Raw genomic sequence first — 17,472 nt, 5'->3', positions numbered from 1 at the left:
GACCCGCATGCGATCCCAACGCACCTGGCTGCCGGCGCTCGCGCTGGCCCTCGCCGCCGCCCTCGCCGCGCCCGTGGCCGGTGCCGGCACGCTGTACCTCGGCGCCGACCTGTCCTACGTCAACGAGATGGAGGATTGCGGCGTGCAGTACCGCGACCACGGCGCGGTGCGCGACCCGTTCGAGCTGTTCCACGCGCACGGCGCCAACCTGGTGCGCGTGCGCCTGTGGAACGATGCGCGCTGGACCCGCTACAGCGACCTGAGCGACGTCAAGAAGACCATCCGCCGGGCGCGCGCGCAGGGCATGCAGGTGCTGCTGGACTTCCACTACTCCGACGACTGGGCCGACGGCGAGAAGCAACTGATCCCCAAGGCCTGGGCCAACATCACCGACCAGGACGAACTGGCGCGCACGCTGTATGGCTTCACCTACGACACGCTCAGCGCGCTGGACCGCGCCGGGCTGATGCCGGAACTGGTGCAGGTCGGCAATGAGAGCAATTCCGACCTGATGGACAGCCAGCCCTGGGACAAGCGCCGGCCGATCGACTGGACCCGCAACGCCAAGCTGTTCAACGCCGGCATTCAGGCGGTGCGCGACGCCGGCGCGCGCTCGACGATCAAGCCCAAGGTGATGCTGCACATCGCCCAGCCGGAGAACGTGGAGCCGTGGTTCGCCGCCGCGGCCAAGGCCGGCGTGCGCGACTTCGACTTCATCGGCATCAGCTACTACCGCAAGTGGTCGCGCGAGACCATGGACCAGCTCGGCGCCACCATCATGCGCCTGCGCCAGCGCTATCCGGCCGAAGTGATGGTGGTGGAGACCGCCTATCCGTGGACGCTGGAAAGCGGCGACCCCTCGCCCAACCTGCTCGGCGCCGACTCGCTGATTAAGGGCTACCCGGCCACCCCGCAGGGCCAGTTGAACTACCTGGTCGACCTCACCCAACTGGTGGTCGACAACGGCGGCAGCGGCGTCGTGTACTGGGAACCGGCCTGGACCAGCAACACCTGCAAGACCCGCTGGGGCGTCGGCTCCTCGTGGGAGAACGCCAGCTTCTTCGATTTCCGCCACGGCAACGAACTGCTGCCCGGCATCGGTTTCATGCAGCACGCCTACCGCCCGGCGCCGGCCATGCCGACCGGCAAGGGTGCAGCGCCGGCGCAGGACGCGCAGCCATGATCGAACTGAGCCGCCGCGACCTGCTGCGCTCGCTGGTCGCCGGCGGCGTGCAGGTGGCGGTGCCCGGTGCCGCCGCGGCGCTGGCGCCGGCCGCGCTGGCCGCCACGCCCACCGGCAGCGATGCCATTGCGCCGCTCTCGCTGGATCTGGACGACGATGCTCCGCGCCAGCGCCTGCTGTGCGACGGCGGCTGGCGCTTCCATCTCGGCCACGCCGACGATCCGGCACGCGACTTCCATTTCGGCACCTTCCAGCGCACCTACGCCAAGGCCGGCAAGGACACCGCCGACGCCGCCCTGCTCGCCTTCGACGACAGCGACTGGGAGCGCATCGACCTGCCGCACGACTGGGCGGTGGCGCTGCCGCCGCGCCAGGACCCGAGCTCCACCCTGGTCAACGGCGAAGACCCGGCCGCCGCGCATGGCTACACGCCGCTGGGCCGCACCGATCCGCAGACCAGCATCGGCTGGTACCGCCGCGTGCTGGAGATTCCAGCCGAGGACCTGGGCAAGCGCATCAGCCTGGAATTCGACGGCGTGTTCCGCGATTGCATCGTGTTCTGCAACGGCCACATCGTCGGCCGCAACGGCAGCGGCTACTGCGGCTTCGAGGTCGACCTCAGCGACGTGCTCGACTACGGCGCCCGGAACATCATCGCCGTGCGCGTGGACGCCACCCTCGGCGAAGGCTGGTTCTACGAGGGCGCCGGCATCTACCGCCACGTCTGGCTGCGCACCACCGATGCTCTGCACGTGCCGGTGGACGGCGTGTACGTGCGCAGCGCCTGGGATGGCGGCGACGCGCAGGCCCTGGTGGAAACCGAACTGGGCAACAACGGCGCCACGCCACGCCAGTGCAGCGTGGTGTCGGTGATCCGCGCGCCCGACGGGCGCATCGTCGCCCAGGCCAGCTCGGCGCCGGTCACGGTCGAACCGGGCGTGGTGCAGCGCGTGCAGCAGACCCTGGAGCTGGGCACGCCCGCACCGTGGTCGCCGGAAAACCCACAGCGCTACACGCTGTCCACGCGCCTGCTCGGCGACGGTCGCACCTGCGATGCGACCACCACGCACTTCGGCGTGCGCCGCCTGCAATTCGATCCTCAGCGCGGCCTGCTGCTCAATGGCGCGGCCTACAAGCTGCACGGCACCAACAACCACCAGGACCATGCCGGCGTCGGCACCGCCATTCCCGACCGCCTGCACGAATGGCGCCTGCGCCAGCTCAAGTCGATGGGCTGCAACGCCTACCGCAGCGCGCACAACCCGGCCTCGCCCGCCGTGCTGGAGCTGTGCGACCGGCTGGGCCTGCTGCTGATCGACGAGACCCGGCGCATGTCCTCCGACGACGAGGCCATGGCCGAACTGACGTCGATGGTGCGGCGCGGCCGCAACCATCCCTGCGTGATGCTGTGGTCGCTGGGCAACGAAGAGCCGCAGATGGTCACCGCGCGCGGCGCGCGCATCGTCGCGCGCATGCAGCGCCTGGTGCGGCGGCTGGACCCGACCCGACCCACCACCTTCGCCATGGACAAGGGCTTCGACGACGGCGTCGGCCAGGTCGTGGACGTGGTCGGCTTCAACTACCGCACCACGCAGATGGACGCTTTCCATGCGCGCCATCCGCAGATCCCGGTCTACGGTAGCGAAACCGGCAGCACCGTCGGCGTGCGCGGCAACTACCGCACCGACGACGTGCGCGGCTACGCCCGCGCCTACGACCTCGACTATCCCTGGTGGGCGAGCAGCGCCGAAGCCTGGTGGAGCTATGTCGCGCAGCGCCCTTACATCGCCGGCGGCTTCGTCTGGACCGGCTTCGATTACCGCGGCGAGCCGACCCCGTATAACCGCTGGCCGAACGTGGCCTCGCAGTTCGGCATCCTCGACAGTTGCGGCTTCCCCAAGGACAACTACTGGTACTACCGCGCGCAATGGACCGCCGAACCGGTGCTGCACCTGTTCCCGCACTGGAACTGGGACGGCCTGCTGGACGAGCGCGACAACGGCATGGTCGACGTCTGGTGCCACAGCAACCTGGACGCGGTGGAACTGCTGGTCAACGGCGTCAGCCAGGGCCTGCAGCAGGTGCCGGCCTACGGCCACGTCGAGTGGCGCGTGCGCTACGCGCCCGGCCGCATCGAAGCGCGCGGCTACCGTGACGGCAAGCAGGTGCTGACGCAACGCCGCGAAACCGTCGGCGCGCCGGCCGCGGTCCGCCTGCGCTGCGATCGGCCGAATCTGCTGGCCGACGCCGAGGATGTGGCGGTGGTCGCGGTGGAGATCGTCGACGCGCAGGGCCGCATCGTGCCCACCGCCGGCGACACCGTGCACTTCGCCGTCCGCGGCCCCGGCCGCCTGATCGGCGTGGGCAACGGCGACCCGTCCAGCCACGAACGCGACAAGGCCGACCAGCGCCGCGCCTTCAACGGCCTGTGCATGGCCTTGCTGCAGACCACGCGCACGGTCGGCACGCTGACGTTGGAGGCCACGGCGCCCGGGTTGGCCTCGGCGCGGCTGGCGCTGCCGGTGGAACGCGCGCGGTCGCGGCCGTTCGTGGCCTGAGCGATGCCACGGCCATGCCCAGCATGGCCGCGCTCCACTACTGCTTGATCGGCAACCGGCGCTCACTTTCCGGGCGGCAACTGCGCGCCCGATCGCGCGCCGCGCTCCATCCAGCGTGGGCGGCGGCAACGCGGATAGGTCGCCCGCAACCCCAATCCACTAAACTTGCCTCCCCCGCGGGCGGCCTGCCGCCCCATGCCCCTGTCGCAGCGGCGGCGCATCCCATGCGCTGCCGCCCCGCACGTCCGCACGAAGGCGCCATGACCTCCGAGAAAGTCCCCGAACACACCCCGCTGATGAAGCAGTTCTTCGCCGCCAAGTCCGAGTACCCGGACCTGCTGCTGTTCTTCCGCATGGGCGATTTCTACGAACTGTTCTACGACGACGCGCGCAAGGCCGCGCGGCTGCTGGACATCACCCTGACCCAGCGCGGCAGTTCCGGCGGTGCGCCGATTCCGATGGCCGGGGTGCCGGTGCATGCCTACGAGGGCTATCTGGCGCGGCTGGTGGCGCTGGGCGAGTCGGTGGCGATCTGCGAGCAGATCGGCGATCCGGCCCTGGCCAAGGGCCTGGTCGAGCGCAAGGTGGTGCGCATCGTCACCCCCGGCACGGTGACCGACGAGGCCTTGCTGGACGAGCGCCGCGACACCCTGCTGATGGCCATCGCGCGCACCAAGCAGGGCTACGGCCTGGCCTGGGCCGACCTGGCCGGCGGCCGTTTCCTGGTCAACGAGGTGGACAGCGAGGACGCGCTGGAAGCGGAACTGGCGCGGCTGGAGCCGGCCGAGCTGCTGGTGCCCGACGAGGACCAGTGGCCGGAATTCCTGCGCGAGCGCCGCGGCGTGCGCCGCCGGCCACCGTGGCTGTTCGACGCCGACAGCGGCCGTCGCCAGTTGCTGGCGTTCTTCCAGTTGCACGATCTGAGCGGCTTCGGCATCGACGACAAGCCGCGCGCCACCGCCGCCGCCGGCGCCTTGCTCGGCTACGTGGAGGAAACCCAGAAGCAGCGCCTGCCGCACCTGACCGCGATCGCGATGGAGACCGCCGGCGAGGCGATCGCGATGAACGCGGCCACCCGCCGCCACCTGGAACTGGACACGCGCGTCGACGGCGACACCCGCAATACCCTGCTTGGCGTGCTCGACAGCACGGTGACGCCGATGGGCGGGCGCCTGCTGCGGCGCTGGCTGCACCGTCCGTTGCGCCTGCGCGAGGTGCTGGTGCAGCGTCACCACGCGGTCGGCACGTTGATCGATCGTGGTGCCGATGCCGACCTGCGCGAGGCGTTCCGCGCGCTCGGCGACGTCGAACGCATCCTCACCCGCGTCGCCCTGCGCTCGGCGCGCCCGCGCGACTTCTCCACACTGCGCGATGGCCTGGGCCTGTTGCCAAAGGTGCGCGCAATCCTGGCGCCGCTGGATTCGCCGCGGCTGGCGGCACTGGCGGCGGAGCTGGGCCAGCACGACGAGATCGCGCACCTGCTGGCCTCGGCGATCGCCGAGCAGCCGCCGCTCAAGCTCAGCGACGGCGGCGTCATCGCCGCCGACTACGACGCAGAGCTGGACGAGCTGCGCCGGCTCAGCACCAACGCCGACCAGTTCCTGATCGACCTGGAAGCGCGCGAACGCGCCAGCAGCGGCATCGCCACGCTGAAGGTCGGCTATAACCGCGTGCACGGTTACTACATCGAGATCAGCAAGGGCCAGGCCGACAAGGCGCCGGTGCACTACAGCCGGCGCCAGACCCTGACCAACGCCGAGCGCTACATCACCGAAGAACTGAAGAACTTCGAGGACAAGGTACTGTCGGCACGCGAGCGCGCGCTGTCGCGCGAGAAGCTGCTCTACGAAGGCCTGCTGGACACGCTGGGCGAGCGCCTGGAGCCGCTCAAGCGCGCCGCCGCCGCGCTCAGCGAGCTGGACGTGCTGGCCAGCTTCGCCGAACGCGCACAGGCACTGGACTGGACCCAGCCGGAGCTGGACAGCGGCGCCTGCCTGCGTATCGAACGCGGCCGCCACCCGGTGGTGGAAGCGGTGCGCGAGCAGCCGTTCGAACCCAACGACCTGGACCTGCACCCCGACCGGCGCATGCTGGTGATCACCGGCCCGAACATGGGCGGTAAGTCGACCTACATGCGCCAGAACGCGCTGATCGTGCTGCTCGCGCACATCGGCAGCTACGTGCCGGCACGGCGCGCGGTGATCGGCCCGATCGACCGCATCCTCACCCGCATCGGCGCCGGCGACGACCTGGCCCGCGGCCAGTCCACCTTCATGGTCGAGATGGCCGAGACCAGCTACATCCTGCACCACGCCACCGCGCAGTCGCTGGTGCTGATGGACGAGATCGGCCGCGGCACCTCCACCTACGACGGCCTGGCCCTGGCCGATGCGGTGGCGCGCCACCTCGCCCACCACAACCGCTGCTACACGCTGTTCGCCACGCACTATTTCGAGCTGACCGCGCTGGCCGACGAATCGGTCGAAGGCGGCCCCAGCGGCATCGCCAACGTGCACCTGGACGCAGTCGAGCACGGCGACCGCCTGGTGTTCATGCACGCGGTCAAGGACGGCCCGGCCAACCGCAGCTTCGGCCTGCAGGTGGCGGCGCTGGCCGGCCTGCCCAAGGCCACCGTGGCGCAGGCGCGGCGGCGCCTGGCGGAACTGGAGCAGCGCGGCGGCGAGAGCCATGCCTCGCAGATGGCACCGCAGGCGCTGGACGCGCCGCAACAGTTCGGCCTGTTCGCGGCCACGCCGTCCGCCGCGCAGGAAGCGCTGGCCGCGCTGGATCCGGACGAACTCACGCCCAAGCAGGCGCTGGAAGCGCTGTACCGGCTCAAGTCGCTGCTGTAGGCGGCGTGCGCCGTAGCCCCTCTCCCACCGGGAGAGGGATTGGGGTGAGGGTCCGACGCGAAGCGTCTTGTGGCGTCAGGACGCACGAGGCTGCGCCCGTACCCTCATCCGCCCCTTCGGGGCACCTTCTCCCGAGGGGAGAAGGAAAGGCTGCAAGCCCCTCTCCCCCCGGGAGAGGGGTTGGGGTGAGGGTGCGGCGCGAAGCGTCTCGCAGCGTTAGGACCCATGACGCTGCGCCCGTACCCTCATCCGCCCCTGCGGGGCACCTTCCCCCAAAAAGGGGGCCATGGTCCCAGCGGGAGAAGGGAAGCGCTAGAGCCCCTCTCCCTCCGGGAGGGGGTTGGGGTGAGGGTCCGGCCATACGGCATGACCCAACCGCCAGCCCTCGACATTCCGCTAGACGCTCGCCCGCACCGCGCTCGGGCGCGGCATGAACGGGTTCGGATGCGCAGCCACCAACGCATCGTCGATGGCCGCGGCACGCTGCGCCGCCGGCCGCGCCAGGTGCCGCTGCACGAACGCGACGAACGCCGGCCGCGCCTGCAGCACGCCAATGCGTGTGTAGAAGCCGAGGAACGCGGCGGCATACAGGTCGGCCGCGCTGAAGCGGTCGCCGGCCAGGTGCTCGCGACCGGCGACGCCCTGCTCCAGCATGTCCAGCAAGTCCTCGCCATGGCCGTAGCCCGCGCTGTGCGCCGGTGCCAGCGTGCCCTGCTGCTTGGCGGTCAGGAACGCCTCGGCCGGCCCGGCCAGCAGGAACAGCCAGCGGTAATAATCGCCCCGCGCCGGCGATCCCGGCGGCGGCGCCAGTTGTCGCTCCGGCACCAGGTCGGCCAGGTAGGCGCAGATCGCCGCGTTCTCGGTGACGGTCGTTGTGCCGTGGACCAGCGCCGGCACCTTGCCCATCGGATTGATCGCCAGATAGTCCGGCGCCTTCATGCCGGTGCCGTAGTCGAGGATCTGCGCGCGGTACGCCAGGCCGGTTTCTTCGAGCATCCAGCGCGCGATGCGGCCGCGCGACATGGGGTGGGTGTAGAGCACAAGATCGTGGGACATGGTCGGACTCCGTGGTGGACGCCGCGCAGTCTGCGCCGCCCCTGCTGACAGCCGCTGTCAGGAGCCGACACGGTGTCCGGTGGCGGCACGCCAGCGCCGGATCAGCAGATGCCTGCGGTCCGGATAGCGCGCGCCGTCGTCGCGCAGCGCCAGCACCCGGTCGGCACGGAAATGGCGGAAATCGCCGCGCAGTTCGCACCACGCCGCGATCATGCCGTAGCCGCCCAGGAAGGCCATCGCGAACGGCCAGATGCGCCGCTGCGAGGCGACGCCGCCGGCATCGGCGTAGTCCATGTGCAGCACATGTTCCAGACGGATGCCGCGGCGCAGGACCGGCAGCCACGGCGCCGCCGGCTGCGCGGGTGGGGCCGCGGGCACCAGCAACCCGCTGGTCTCCAGCGCCAACCGCAACGGCGCCGGCAGCGTCGCCCCGATCCGGGTGATGGCGCGCTGCGCCGCCTGTGCCAGTTCCGGATCGGCCTGGCTCGCCACCCAACGCGCGCCCAGGGTCAGCGCCTCCAGTTCGTCTTCGCTGAAGTTCAACTCCGGCAGCAGGAAACCCGGACGCAGCACATACCCCACGCCGGGATCGCCGAGGATGTCGGCGCCCTGCCCGCGCAGGCTGGCGATATCGCGGTACAGCGTGCGCAAGCTCACGCCCAGGTCGGCGGCGAGCTGCGCCCCGGCCACGGGGCGGCGGCGCCCGCGCAGGGCGTCGAGCAGGCGCAGCAGACGGGTGGCGCGTTGGGTCATCACGACAGGATAGTGCCGCACGCACACGCTCGCAGCAGTGCGTCCACGGTGCGCAACCAGCACGAGCCGTCGTGCGCGGACCGTATACTCGACCGCTGCCAGGCGGGAGCGCGGCAGCGGCCGGGCCATCGCGCGTGGACGCGCCCACACAAGGAGAGACCACCGCATGTCGACACGCCGGCCAAGCACCCCGCCCGCGGCCTGCCGCGCCCACGCCGACAGGTCCTGAGGAGCGCCGCATGGAGATCTTGGTGTTCGTCATCGGCGCCGTGGTGGGCGCGGTGCTGTCGCGCGTGCTCGGGCATGCGCGTTCGGCGCGGACTTCGGCCGCCCCGCCCGATCCCGCCCCGGCCGGCAGCGTCCCATCCGATGCGCAGGACGCCGACCTCGCCGACGCGCCCGAACAGCAGGTGCAGCGCCTGCGCCAGCAGGTGGAAGCGCTGGACGACCAGATCCACAGTCCCGCCGACCTGGCGCGGGTCGCGCAGTTCGAGCAAGGGGCCGCGCTGCTGGCCGGTCCGGCGTTCTCCGACCAGGCCGTGATCGAGGCGCTCGGCAGCCCCGGCTGGGCATTGCCGTCGATGGCGGCCGTGGCGCTGCAGCACCGCCGCAACAGCGATCTCGACCCGGTGCTGGAACTGCTGCCGCACCTGGGCTCGTATCCCCTCAACTTCGTGCTCGACTACCTGCAGGCGCAGCCGGATGCCGACCACCTGCACGTGCTGCTGCGGCAGGCGCGCGACTGGTGGTGGGACGTCGTCCCGTTCCGGCAGCGTTTGCGCGCTTACCTGCACTGGGCCGCGAGCAAGGCGCCGGCGGACCGGGCGGTGGATGTCGACGGCCTGGACGATGCCGCAGTGGCCAAGCTGGGCGAGATCCTCGGCCGGTTCAAGGAGCCGGTGCTGGATCCCTTCCTGCAGCGCCTGCAGGAGGCGCGCGCGCAGCGCCGCGAGCAACGCGTGCTGGGCGGTTTCGGCCGCGTCGTGGCCGCGGTACCGCCGCGCCTGCGCCTGCCGCACCCGACGCTGGACGCAGCGCTGCAGCGCGCCTACGACCTGGTGACGGCCGTCCCGCCGCAACCGGTGCTGCTGGTCGGCGAACACGGTGTGGGCAAGAGCGTGCTGATCGACCTGCTGAGCGAACGCCTGCTGGCGGAAGGCTGGCGGGTGTTCGAGGCGACCGCGGCAGAGATCCTCGCCGGGCAGAGCTACATCGGCGAGCTGGAGGGCCGCATCCGCGAAATGCTCGCGGTCCTGCATCGCGAGCGCGCGCTGTGGCGCGCGCCGGACTTCTACGACCTGCTGCACAAGGGCGCGCATGCACGCGACCCGAGGGGCATCCTCGACCTGGTGATGCCGGCGCTGGAGCGCGGCGAATTGCGCCTGATCGGCGAGATCACGCCACAACAGCTGGCACAGCTGCAGGTGGCACGGCCGACGACGCGGTCGCGCTTCGAGGTGGTGACGCTGGCGCCGGCGGCACCCGCCGCACTGGCCCAGATCGGTGCGCAGTGGGCGCAGGCGCAGCAGCAGACGCTGCAGGCGGAAGTGATCGACGCGCACACCCTCGCCGAGGCCGAGCGCATGGCCGCGCAGTATTTCCCCGAGCAGCACGAGCCGGGGCGGCTGCTGCGGTTGTTGGAGGAAACCCTGCAGGCGGCCACCAGCGCCGAGGTGCCGCGCCTGCCGCTGGACGACGAAGCCCTGCTGCAGGCCGTGTCGCGGCGCAGCGGCCTGCCGCTGGACGTGATCGACGATCGCCAGCGGCTGGATCTGGACGCGCTGCGCCACTTCTTCCGCCAGCGCGTGCTCGGCCAGGACGAGGCGGTGGAGACCCTGCTCGACCGCATCGCCATGCTCAAGGCCGGCCTGATCGACAGCCGTCGTCCGATCGGCGTGTTCCTGTTCGCCGGCCCGACCGGCACCGGCAAGACCGAGCTGGCCAAGGCGCTGGGCGAACTCCTGTTCGGCACCCCCGAGCGCCTGCTGCGCCTGGACATGAGCGAGTTCCAGGGCGAGGACGCGCTGTACCGGCTCACCGGCGACGACAGCGCCGGGCAACGCACACTGATCGCGCGCATCCGCGAACAACCGTTCTCGGTGGTGTTGCTGGACGAGTTCGAGAAGGCCCACCCCAAGGTCTGGGACCTGTTCCTGCAGGTCTTTGACGACGCCCGCCTGAGCGACCGCAACGGCAATACCGCGGACTTCCGCCACAGCATCATCATCCTCACCAGCAACGTCGGCGCCACGCTCGCCCGCGCCGCCGGCCCCGGCTTCGCCACGGTGGCCGGCGGCTACTCGCGCAGCGCGGTGGAAAAGGCGGTGTACGAGACGTTCCGCCGCGAGTTCGTGAACCGGCTCGATCGTCTGGTGCTGTTCAACCCGCTGGACCGCGCGCTGATGCGCGAGATCCTGCACAAGGAACTGGATCGCACGCTGACCCGGCGCGGCCTGCGCAATCGCGCCTGGGCGGTTGAATGGGAACCGTCGGCGATCGAGTTCCTGCTCGACCGCGGCTTCACCCCGGACCTGGGCGCGCGGCCGCTGCGGCGTGCGATCGAGCAGCATCTGCTCGCCCCCCTGGCGCGCAGCATCGTCGAGCAGACCGCGCCGGAGGGGGACCAGTTCCTGTTCGTGCGCGGCGCCGGCGATCGCCTGGACGTCCGTTTCATCGCCCCGGACGCGCCCGCCGCGGCGCCGGCGCCATCGGCGGCGGGACGCGCGGACGCGCCGCTGGACCTGCGCGACATCGTGTATGCGCCCGTGGCCGACGAGGCAGCGCTGGCGCGGATGGATGCCGCGCTGAGCGCACTGCAGGCACTGCAGGCCAGCGACGCCTGGCAGCAGGCGCGCGATGCCGATTTTGCCAGCATGGGCGAACGCGATTTCTGGTCGCAGCCGGGGCGTTTCCAGGTGCTGGACCGCATCGAACGCCGCGACCGCATCGACAGCGCCCTGAACAGCGCGGTACGCATGCGCGCGCGGCTGCAGGCGGCACAGTCCGATGGCGGGTTCGTCGGACGCCTGGCGCAATTGCTGTGGCTGCTGCGGCTGGCCTGCGATGCGCTGCAGGACCAGCGCGCGCAGGATGCGCTGCTGGACCTGCGCATCGGCGCCAGCGAACTGCACCGCCACGGCGCCGATGCGCGCCAGTGGTGGCAACGCGTGCTGCAGATGTATCTGGCCTGGGCCGAACAGCGCAACATGCGCGTGGACGTGCTGCGGCAGGATCCCGAGCAGGGCCACGCGTGGCTGGCCATCGGCGGCTTCGGCGCGCTGGACCTGCTGGAAATGGAGAGCGGCCTGCACGTGCAGGAACAGGACGCCGACGAACCGGCCTTGCGCCGCCTCGCCGTCCAGGTCCGGGTCGCTGCCGACGTGGCCGGACAGCCACGGCGCCCCGCACAGGCCGAGGACGAGTTGCGCGTGTGTCGGCGCTACCGGATCGCGCCCTCGCCGCTGGTGCGCGACAGCGTGCGCGGCTGGCGCAGCGGACGGCTGGAACGGGTCCTGGGCGGCGATTTCGACGTGATGCCGATCGCCTGAGCGCTGCAGGCAGCGCGCTGCGCCCGGTGCGAGACGGCAGGCCGTGGCGCATGGCGTCGTCCGTGCCACAAAGGCCCCCCCACGCAACCGGAACGCGGCCCGTCGCTCGGCGGCCGTCGACGACCACGCGCGCGTTACCGCATTGCCATCGAAGCAATAGCCAGCAACTATCGATTGATTAGAAGAATTCGAATTCTATAGATCGCCGCTTCCGCCTATCGTGTCTCCAGTTTCACCGTACCGCCGCCGTATGATCGCGGCGTCGCGCCACCCCATATCGTTCCTCCAGATCAAGGCAGCCTCCCATGACCAGCGAATCGAAATGCCCGTTCCACCAGGCTGCCAGCGGCAGCGGCACCAGCAATCGCGACTGGTGGCCCAAGCAGTTGCGCGTGGACCTGCTCAACCAGCATTCGGCCCGCTCCAATCCGCTGGATCCGCAGTTCGATTACGCCAAGGCGTTCAAGCAACTCGATCTCGACGCGCTCAAGCGCGACCTGCACGCACTGATGACCGACTCGCAGGACTGGTGGCCGGCCGACTTCGGCCACTACGGCCCGCTGTTCGTGCGCATGGCCTGGCACAGCGCCGGCACCTACCGCACCGGCGACGGCCGTGGCGGCGGCGGCCGTGGCCAGCAGCGCTTCGCTCCGCTCAACAGCTGGCCGGACAACGTCAGCCTGGACAAGGCCCGGCGCCTGCTGTGGCCGATCAAGCAGAAGTATGGCCAGGCCATTTCCTGGGCCGACCTGCTGATCCTCACCGGCAACGTCGCGCTGGAATCGATGGGCTTCAAGACCTTCGGCTTCGCCGGCGGCCGCGCCGACACCTGGGAGCCCGACCAGGACGTGTACTGGGGCCGCGAGACCAAGTGGCTTGGCGGCGACGAACGCTATTCGCGCGGCTCGCCGGGCGTGGACGAGGCGCACGGCGTGCTGGTGAAGGACGACGACAGCGAAGTGCAGCACAGCCGCGACCTGGAGAACCCGCTGGCCGCGGTGCAGATGGGCCTGATCTACGTCAATCCGGAAGGCCCGGACGGCAATCCCGATCCGCTGCTGGCGGCCAAGGACATCCGCGACACCTTCGGCCGCATGGCCATGAACGACGAGGAGACCGTGGCGCTGATCGCCGGCGGCCACACCTTCGGCAAGACCCATGGCGCCGGCCCGGCCGACCACGTCGGCGCCGAGCCGGAAGCGTCCGACCTGGAGAGCCAGGGCCTGGGCTGGTCCAACAGCTTCGGCAGCGGCAAGGGCGGCGACACCATCACCAGCGGCCTGGAAGTCACCTGGACCACCAAGCCGGCGCAGTGGACCAACGAGTTCTTCGAACACCTGTTCAAGTTCGACTGGGAACTGAGCAAGAGCCCGGCCGGCGCGCACCAGTGGGTGGCGAAGAACGCCGAGGCGGTGATTCCGGACGCGCACGATTCGTCGAAGAAGCACCTGCCGACCATGCTCACCACCGACTTGGCGCTGCGCTTCGACCCGGCTTACGAGAAGATCTCGCGCCGCTTCCTGGAGAACCCGCAGCAGTTCGCCGATGCCTTCGCCCGCGCCTGGTTCAAGCTGACCCACCGCGACATGGGCCCGCGCGCGCGCTACCTCGGCCCGGACGTGCCGGCCGAAGAACTGCTGTGGCAGGACCCGATCCCGGCCGTGGACCACCCGCTGGTCGACGCGCAGGACATCGCCGCGCTCAAGCAGACCCTGCTCGACTCCGGGCTGAGCGTGGCGCAACTGGTGTCCACCGCCTGGGCGTCGGCGTCCACCTTCCGCGGTTCGGACATGCGCGGCGGCGCCAATGGCGCGCGCATCCGCCTGGCCCCGCAGAAGGACTGGGAGGTCAACCAGCCGGCGCAGTTGGCGCAGGTGCTGGCCACGCTGGAGCGCGTCCAGGCGCAGTTCAACGGTGCGCAGCGCGACGGCAAGAAGATCTCGCTGGCCGACCTGATCGTGCTCGGCGGCGCCGCCGCGGTGGAACAGGCGGCCAAACTGGCCGGGCAGACCGTCGACGTGCCGTTCGTGCCGGGCCGCATGGACGCCGCGCAGGAACAGACCGACGTGGAGTCGTTCGCGGTGCTGGAACCGATCGCCGACGGCTTCCGCAACTACGCCAGGCGCCGTTACGCGCTGTCGGCCGAAGCGCTGCTGATCGACAAGGCGCAGTTGCTGACCCTGACCGCGCCGGAGATGACCGTGCTGGTCGGTGGCCTGCGCGTGCTCGGCGCCAACAGCGGCCAGTCCGCGCACGGCGTGTTCACCGATCGCCCGGGCGTGCTCAGCAACGACTTCTTCGCCAACCTGCTGGACATGGGCACCGAGTGGAAGGCGACCTCGGAGATGAAGGACGTCTACGAAGGCCGCGACCGCCACAGCGGCGCGGTGAAGTGGACCGGCACCCGTGCCGACCTGGTGTTCGGCTCCAACTCGGTGCTGCGCGCCGTGGCCGAGGTCTACGCCAGCGCCGACGCGCAGGAGAAGTTCGTGCGTGACTTCGTCGCCGCCTGGACCAAGGTGATGCAGCTGGATCGCTTCGACCTGACCGCCTGACGCCACACCGTTCGCTCCACGACAACGCCCCGCTCGCCGGGGCGTTGTCGTTTCCGTCGATGTCGCCAGTGTCGGTGGCGGCCGCGGTGCATCGACGTGAGCCAGAGATGGCAGCGGATCGTTCCGCGGCTGACGGCGTCGCCGATTACGGCAGAATCGCACGTGTGGGAGGGACTTCAGTCCCGACTGCTGGCCACCCCGGGCAGACCTCGATCGTCGCGACTGACGTCGCTCCCCCAGGGATAAACTGCGTGCCGTCAGCGTGCCGTAGGATCGGCTTCAGCCGCGACCGCAGCACTACGAAAGCGTCGCCGCACCAACAGCCCAGGCGGCGTGCACGCACCCAGCCGACCCCGTCACCCATGCGCGCCGGCCAGCCCCACGGCAAGGCACCAGCTCGGCTACAACGCGTCCAGGTCGCCGAGCGCGCGGATCAGGCGGCGGGCGCGCTTGTCGGGTTTGCCGTCCGGGGCCTGGTAGCCGTTGCGCTCGGCGCTGCGCTGCGCGCGCAGTTGCGCGCGGCGTTCGCGCGAGGCCTCGCTCTCCTGGTACAGCGCCTGCGCCACGCTGGCCGGGCCGCGGGTGTCGCTCAAGCCCAGCACCTGGATCTCGAACACCTCGTCGCCGCGCTGCACGCGCAACTGTTCGCCCACGCGCACCGCGCGCGAGGACTTGGGCCGCTGCCCGGCCACGTCCACCTTGCCGGTTTCCACCGCCTGCTTAGACAGGCTGCGGGTCTTGAAGAAGCGCGCGGCCCACAGCCAGACATCCAGGCGCACCGCGGCAGCTTGCACGACAGATTCGTTCATTGCGTTGCTCGACATCCACTTGCGTTGGGGTTGCAGGCAGCCAGAGGGGGATGCGGATCGGACGCCATGGCGCCGACTGATCTCTTCGCACAGATGGCGATGCCGTCGCGTCAATACAAGCACGGCGCCCGCCATGACCTGTCCCTGCAGGATGAATGGGTTGGCGGGGAAGAATGGGAGAGCAGGCGCGCCCGGGCGCGGCTTGCCCAGGTCGATCGTCACACGCCGGTCCGCGCGTCGATCCACGCCCGCCCAAGGAGCGCATGACGCGATCTGTGGCGAGCGCGCTCCCACCCTCGGCGCAAGCGCGTGACCACGCACGGCTCGAGCAGGGCCTGCCGCCGCGCATGGCGCCCAGGCGTCATGAGGCGGCCAGGGCCCGGCCCATGCACGCCTGCTGCACGAACGCTGCAGGCCGCGGTTCGCCCATCGCCCCACTGCCATCGGTCGGTGCTAGTGTGGCCGGCTCACGCTCGATCCCGACCCGCGATGCAAAAGCCCGCCACGCTGACCGAAGGCCCGATCGGCCGCCAGTTGTTGCTGTTCTCGCTGCCGATCCTGGCCGGCAACATCGCGCAGTCGCTCAACGGCTCGGTCAATGCCGTCTGGATCGGCCGCTACCTGGGCGAAGCGGCGCTCACCGCGGCGGCCAACGCCAACAGCATCATGTTCTTCCTGATCGGTTCGGTGTTCGGCATCGGCATGGCCGCCACCATCCTGATCGGCCAAGCGATGGGCCGCGGCGACGTGGCCCAGGCGCGACGGGTGATGGGCACCAGCGCCACCTTCTTCATCGGCATCTCGGTGCTGATCGCCGCCGGCGGCTGGTGGCTGGCGCGGCACCTGCTGGCGGCGATGGGCACGCCGGCGGCGTCGCTGCCGCTGGCCGAGGCCTACCTGCGGGTGATCTTCCTGGCGATGCCGCTGCTGTACACCTTCGCGTTCCTGTCGGCGGCGCTGCGCGGCACCGGCGATTCGCGCACGCCGTTCCGCTTCCTGCTGCTGTCGGTGGTGCTGGACATCGGCTTCAACCCGCTGCTGCTGTTCGGGCTGGGCCCGTTCCCCAAGCTGGGCATCGCCGGGGCGGCCTGGGCCACCTTGATCGCGCAGGCGGTGTCGCTGACCGGGTTGCTGCTGTACCTGCGCCACAAGCGCCACGTCCTGTGGCTGGGCCGCCGCGACGCGCGGCTGTTCCGGCTCGACCTGCCGATCCTGCGCGCGCTGATCGTCAAGGGCGTACCGATGGGGCTGCAGATGGTGCTGATCTCGCTGGCGATGATCGTGATGATCTCGCTGGTCAACGGCTACGGCACCGACACCTCCGCCGCCTACGGCGCGGCGCTGCAGCTGTGGGCCTACCTGCAGATGCCGGCGATGGCGATCGGCGCGGCCTGCTCGTCGATGGCCGCGCAGAACGTCGGCGCGCAGCGCTGGGACCGGGTCGCGGCCACCGCGCGCAAGGGCGTGCTGTTCAACTTCCTGCTGACCGGCGCGCTGATCGCGCCGCTGATCCTGTTCGACCGCTGGACCCTGGCGCTGTTCCTGCCGCCGCACAGCGCAGCACTGGAGATCGCGCGCCATCTCAACCACATCGCGGTGTGGTCGTTCCTGTTCTTCGGCGTCACCTTCGTGATCTCCGGCGTGGTCCGCGCCACCGGCGCGGTGATCCCGCCGCTGCTGATCCTGGCGCTGTCGCTGTGGGGCATCCGCGTGCCGTTCGCCCAGTTGCTGCAGCCGCAGTTGGGCGTGGACGCGGTGTGGTGGAGTTTCCCGACCAGCGCCACCTGCGCGATGCTGCTGTCGCTGGCGTATTACCGCTGGGGCAACTGGCGCAAGGCACGGATGCTGGCGCCCTCGCGGCCGGAAACCGTGGCGCATCCGGCGGAAGTGCCGGCGCAACCGCCGGCACCGGTCGCCGACGTGGCGGTGGCGCAGGATCCGGCGCGCTGAGCGCCTGGGCGGCGGCAATGACTTGCCGTCGGATCCCCCCATTTGTAGGAGCGGCTTCAGCCGCGACCAGGCCGCCGACCATCGTCAAGAAGGACGCAGGCGCTCGACGGCGAGCGGCTCTGGAAATACCTGGTCGCGGCTGAAGCCGCTCCTACGAAGGCATCGCGCGCGGCGTCGGTTGAAAACAGCGCTGGGACTGAATGCAGCA

General features: G+C 70.5%; 10 protein-coding genes. 7 read left to right on the top strand and 3 right to left on the bottom strand.

All coding sequences use genetic code 11. The annotated features are described in order from the left end of the window. The first annotated feature begins 7 nt into the window (after positions 1-7). The 3 genes from Q7W82_RS09000 (at position 8) to mutS (ending at position 6,593) form a co-directional block, all read left to right on the top strand. A complete protein-coding gene (locus Q7W82_RS09000) occupies positions 8-1,183 on the top strand; it encodes an arabinogalactan endo-1,4-beta-galactosidase (RefSeq protein ID WP_242156533.1) in 1,176 nt (391 codons plus the stop codon). Next, positions 1,180-3,741, top strand: a complete 2,562-nt coding sequence (gene galA, locus Q7W82_RS08995) for a beta-galactosidase GalA (RefSeq protein WP_242156532.1) — start codon at positions 1,180-1,182, stop codon at positions 3,739-3,741. The genes Q7W82_RS09000 and galA overlap by 4 nt, the downstream gene beginning before the upstream one ends. Before the next feature lie 260 nt (positions 3,742-4,001). Further along, complete coding sequence (mutS, locus tag Q7W82_RS08990) at positions 4,002-6,593, top strand: DNA mismatch repair protein MutS (RefSeq protein ID WP_242156531.1); 2,592 nt, start codon at positions 4,002-4,004, stop codon at positions 6,591-6,593. A 396-nt stretch (positions 6,594-6,989) separates the two neighbouring features. Here mutS and Q7W82_RS08985 read toward each other — a convergent pair whose 3' ends face one another. Both Q7W82_RS08985 and Q7W82_RS08980 read right to left on the bottom strand, forming a co-directional pair. Beyond that, complete coding sequence (locus tag Q7W82_RS08985) at positions 6,990-7,649, bottom strand: glutathione S-transferase family protein (protein WP_242156530.1); 660 nt, start codon at positions 7,647-7,649, stop codon at positions 6,990-6,992. A gap of 57 nt (positions 7,650-7,706) precedes the next feature. After that, positions 7,707-8,402: a YafY family protein gene (locus tag Q7W82_RS08980; protein ID WP_242156529.1), complete on the bottom strand. Its 696-nt coding sequence runs from the start codon at positions 8,400-8,402 to the stop codon at positions 7,707-7,709. 239 nt (positions 8,403-8,641) lie between these two features. On the opposite strand from Q7W82_RS08980, the gene Q7W82_RS08975 reads away from it, so the two are divergent. Further along, positions 8,642-11,950, top strand: a complete 3,309-nt coding sequence (locus Q7W82_RS08975; protein ID WP_242156528.1) for an AAA family ATPase — start codon at positions 8,642-8,644, stop codon at positions 11,948-11,950. Between the two features lie 305 nt (positions 11,951-12,255). After that, positions 12,256-14,505 carry a catalase/peroxidase HPI gene (gene katG / locus Q7W82_RS08970; protein ID WP_242156527.1) on the top strand — a complete coding sequence of 750 codons (2,250 nt, stop codon included), beginning with the start codon at positions 12,256-12,258 and terminating at the stop codon, positions 14,503-14,505. A gap of 401 nt (positions 14,506-14,906) precedes the next feature. Here katG and Q7W82_RS08965 read toward each other — a convergent pair whose 3' ends face one another. Next, complete coding sequence (locus Q7W82_RS08965) at positions 14,907-15,314, bottom strand: S4 domain-containing protein (protein ID WP_160947682.1); 408 nt, start codon at positions 15,312-15,314, stop codon at positions 14,907-14,909. Between the two features lie 66 nt (positions 15,315-15,380). On the opposite strand from Q7W82_RS08965, the gene Q7W82_RS08960 reads away from it, so the two are divergent. Together Q7W82_RS08960 and Q7W82_RS08955 are read left to right on the top strand one after the other, a co-directional pair. Continuing rightward, positions 15,381-15,581, top strand: a complete 201-nt coding sequence (locus tag Q7W82_RS08960) for a hypothetical protein (protein WP_242156526.1) — start codon at positions 15,381-15,383, stop codon at positions 15,579-15,581. Positions 15,582-15,803: 222 nt separating this feature from the next. Then, positions 15,804-17,264: an MATE family efflux transporter gene (locus tag Q7W82_RS08955; RefSeq protein WP_242156524.1), complete on the top strand. Its 1,461-nt coding sequence runs from the start codon at positions 15,804-15,806 to the stop codon at positions 17,262-17,264. The last annotated feature ends 208 nt before the right edge of the window (positions 17,265-17,472 follow it).

The organism is Xanthomonas indica (assembly GCF_040529045.1).
Lineage (GTDB): Bacteria > Pseudomonadota > Gammaproteobacteria > Xanthomonadales > Xanthomonadaceae > Xanthomonas_A > Xanthomonas_A indica.
The sequence above is the reverse complement of the archived record's forward strand: the minus strand, read 5'-3'. Positions and strand labels throughout refer to the sequence as shown.

Bases quoted from the DNA above. Each gene is read 5' to 3' on its own strand.
- Q7W82_RS09000 (WP_242156533.1), top strand. From the start codon at position 8: ATGCGATCCCAACGCACCTGGCTGCCGGCGCTCGCGCTGGCCCTCGCC.
- galA (WP_242156532.1), top strand. From the start codon at position 1,180: ATGATCGAACTGAGCCGCCGCGACCTGCTGCGCTCGCTGGTCGCCGGC.
- mutS (WP_242156531.1), top strand. From the start codon at position 4,002: ATGACCTCCGAGAAAGTCCCCGAACACACCCCGCTGATGAAGCAGTTC.
- Q7W82_RS08985 (WP_242156530.1), bottom strand. From the start codon at position 7,649: ATGTCCCACGATCTTGTGCTCTACACCCACCCCATGTCGCGCGGCCGC.
- Q7W82_RS08980 (WP_242156529.1), bottom strand. From the start codon at position 8,402: ATGACCCAACGCGCCACCCGTCTGCTGCGCCTGCTCGACGCCCTGCGC.
- Q7W82_RS08975 (WP_242156528.1), top strand. From the start codon at position 8,642: ATGGAGATCTTGGTGTTCGTCATCGGCGCCGTGGTGGGCGCGGTGCTG.
- katG (WP_242156527.1), top strand. From the start codon at position 12,256: ATGACCAGCGAATCGAAATGCCCGTTCCACCAGGCTGCCAGCGGCAGC.
- Q7W82_RS08965 (WP_160947682.1), bottom strand. From the start codon at position 15,314: ATGAACGAATCTGTCGTGCAAGCTGCCGCGGTGCGCCTGGATGTCTGG.
- Q7W82_RS08960 (WP_242156526.1), top strand. From the start codon at position 15,381: ATGGCGCCGACTGATCTCTTCGCACAGATGGCGATGCCGTCGCGTCAA.
- Q7W82_RS08955 (WP_242156524.1), top strand. From the start codon at position 15,804: ATGCAAAAGCCCGCCACGCTGACCGAAGGCCCGATCGGCCGCCAGTTG.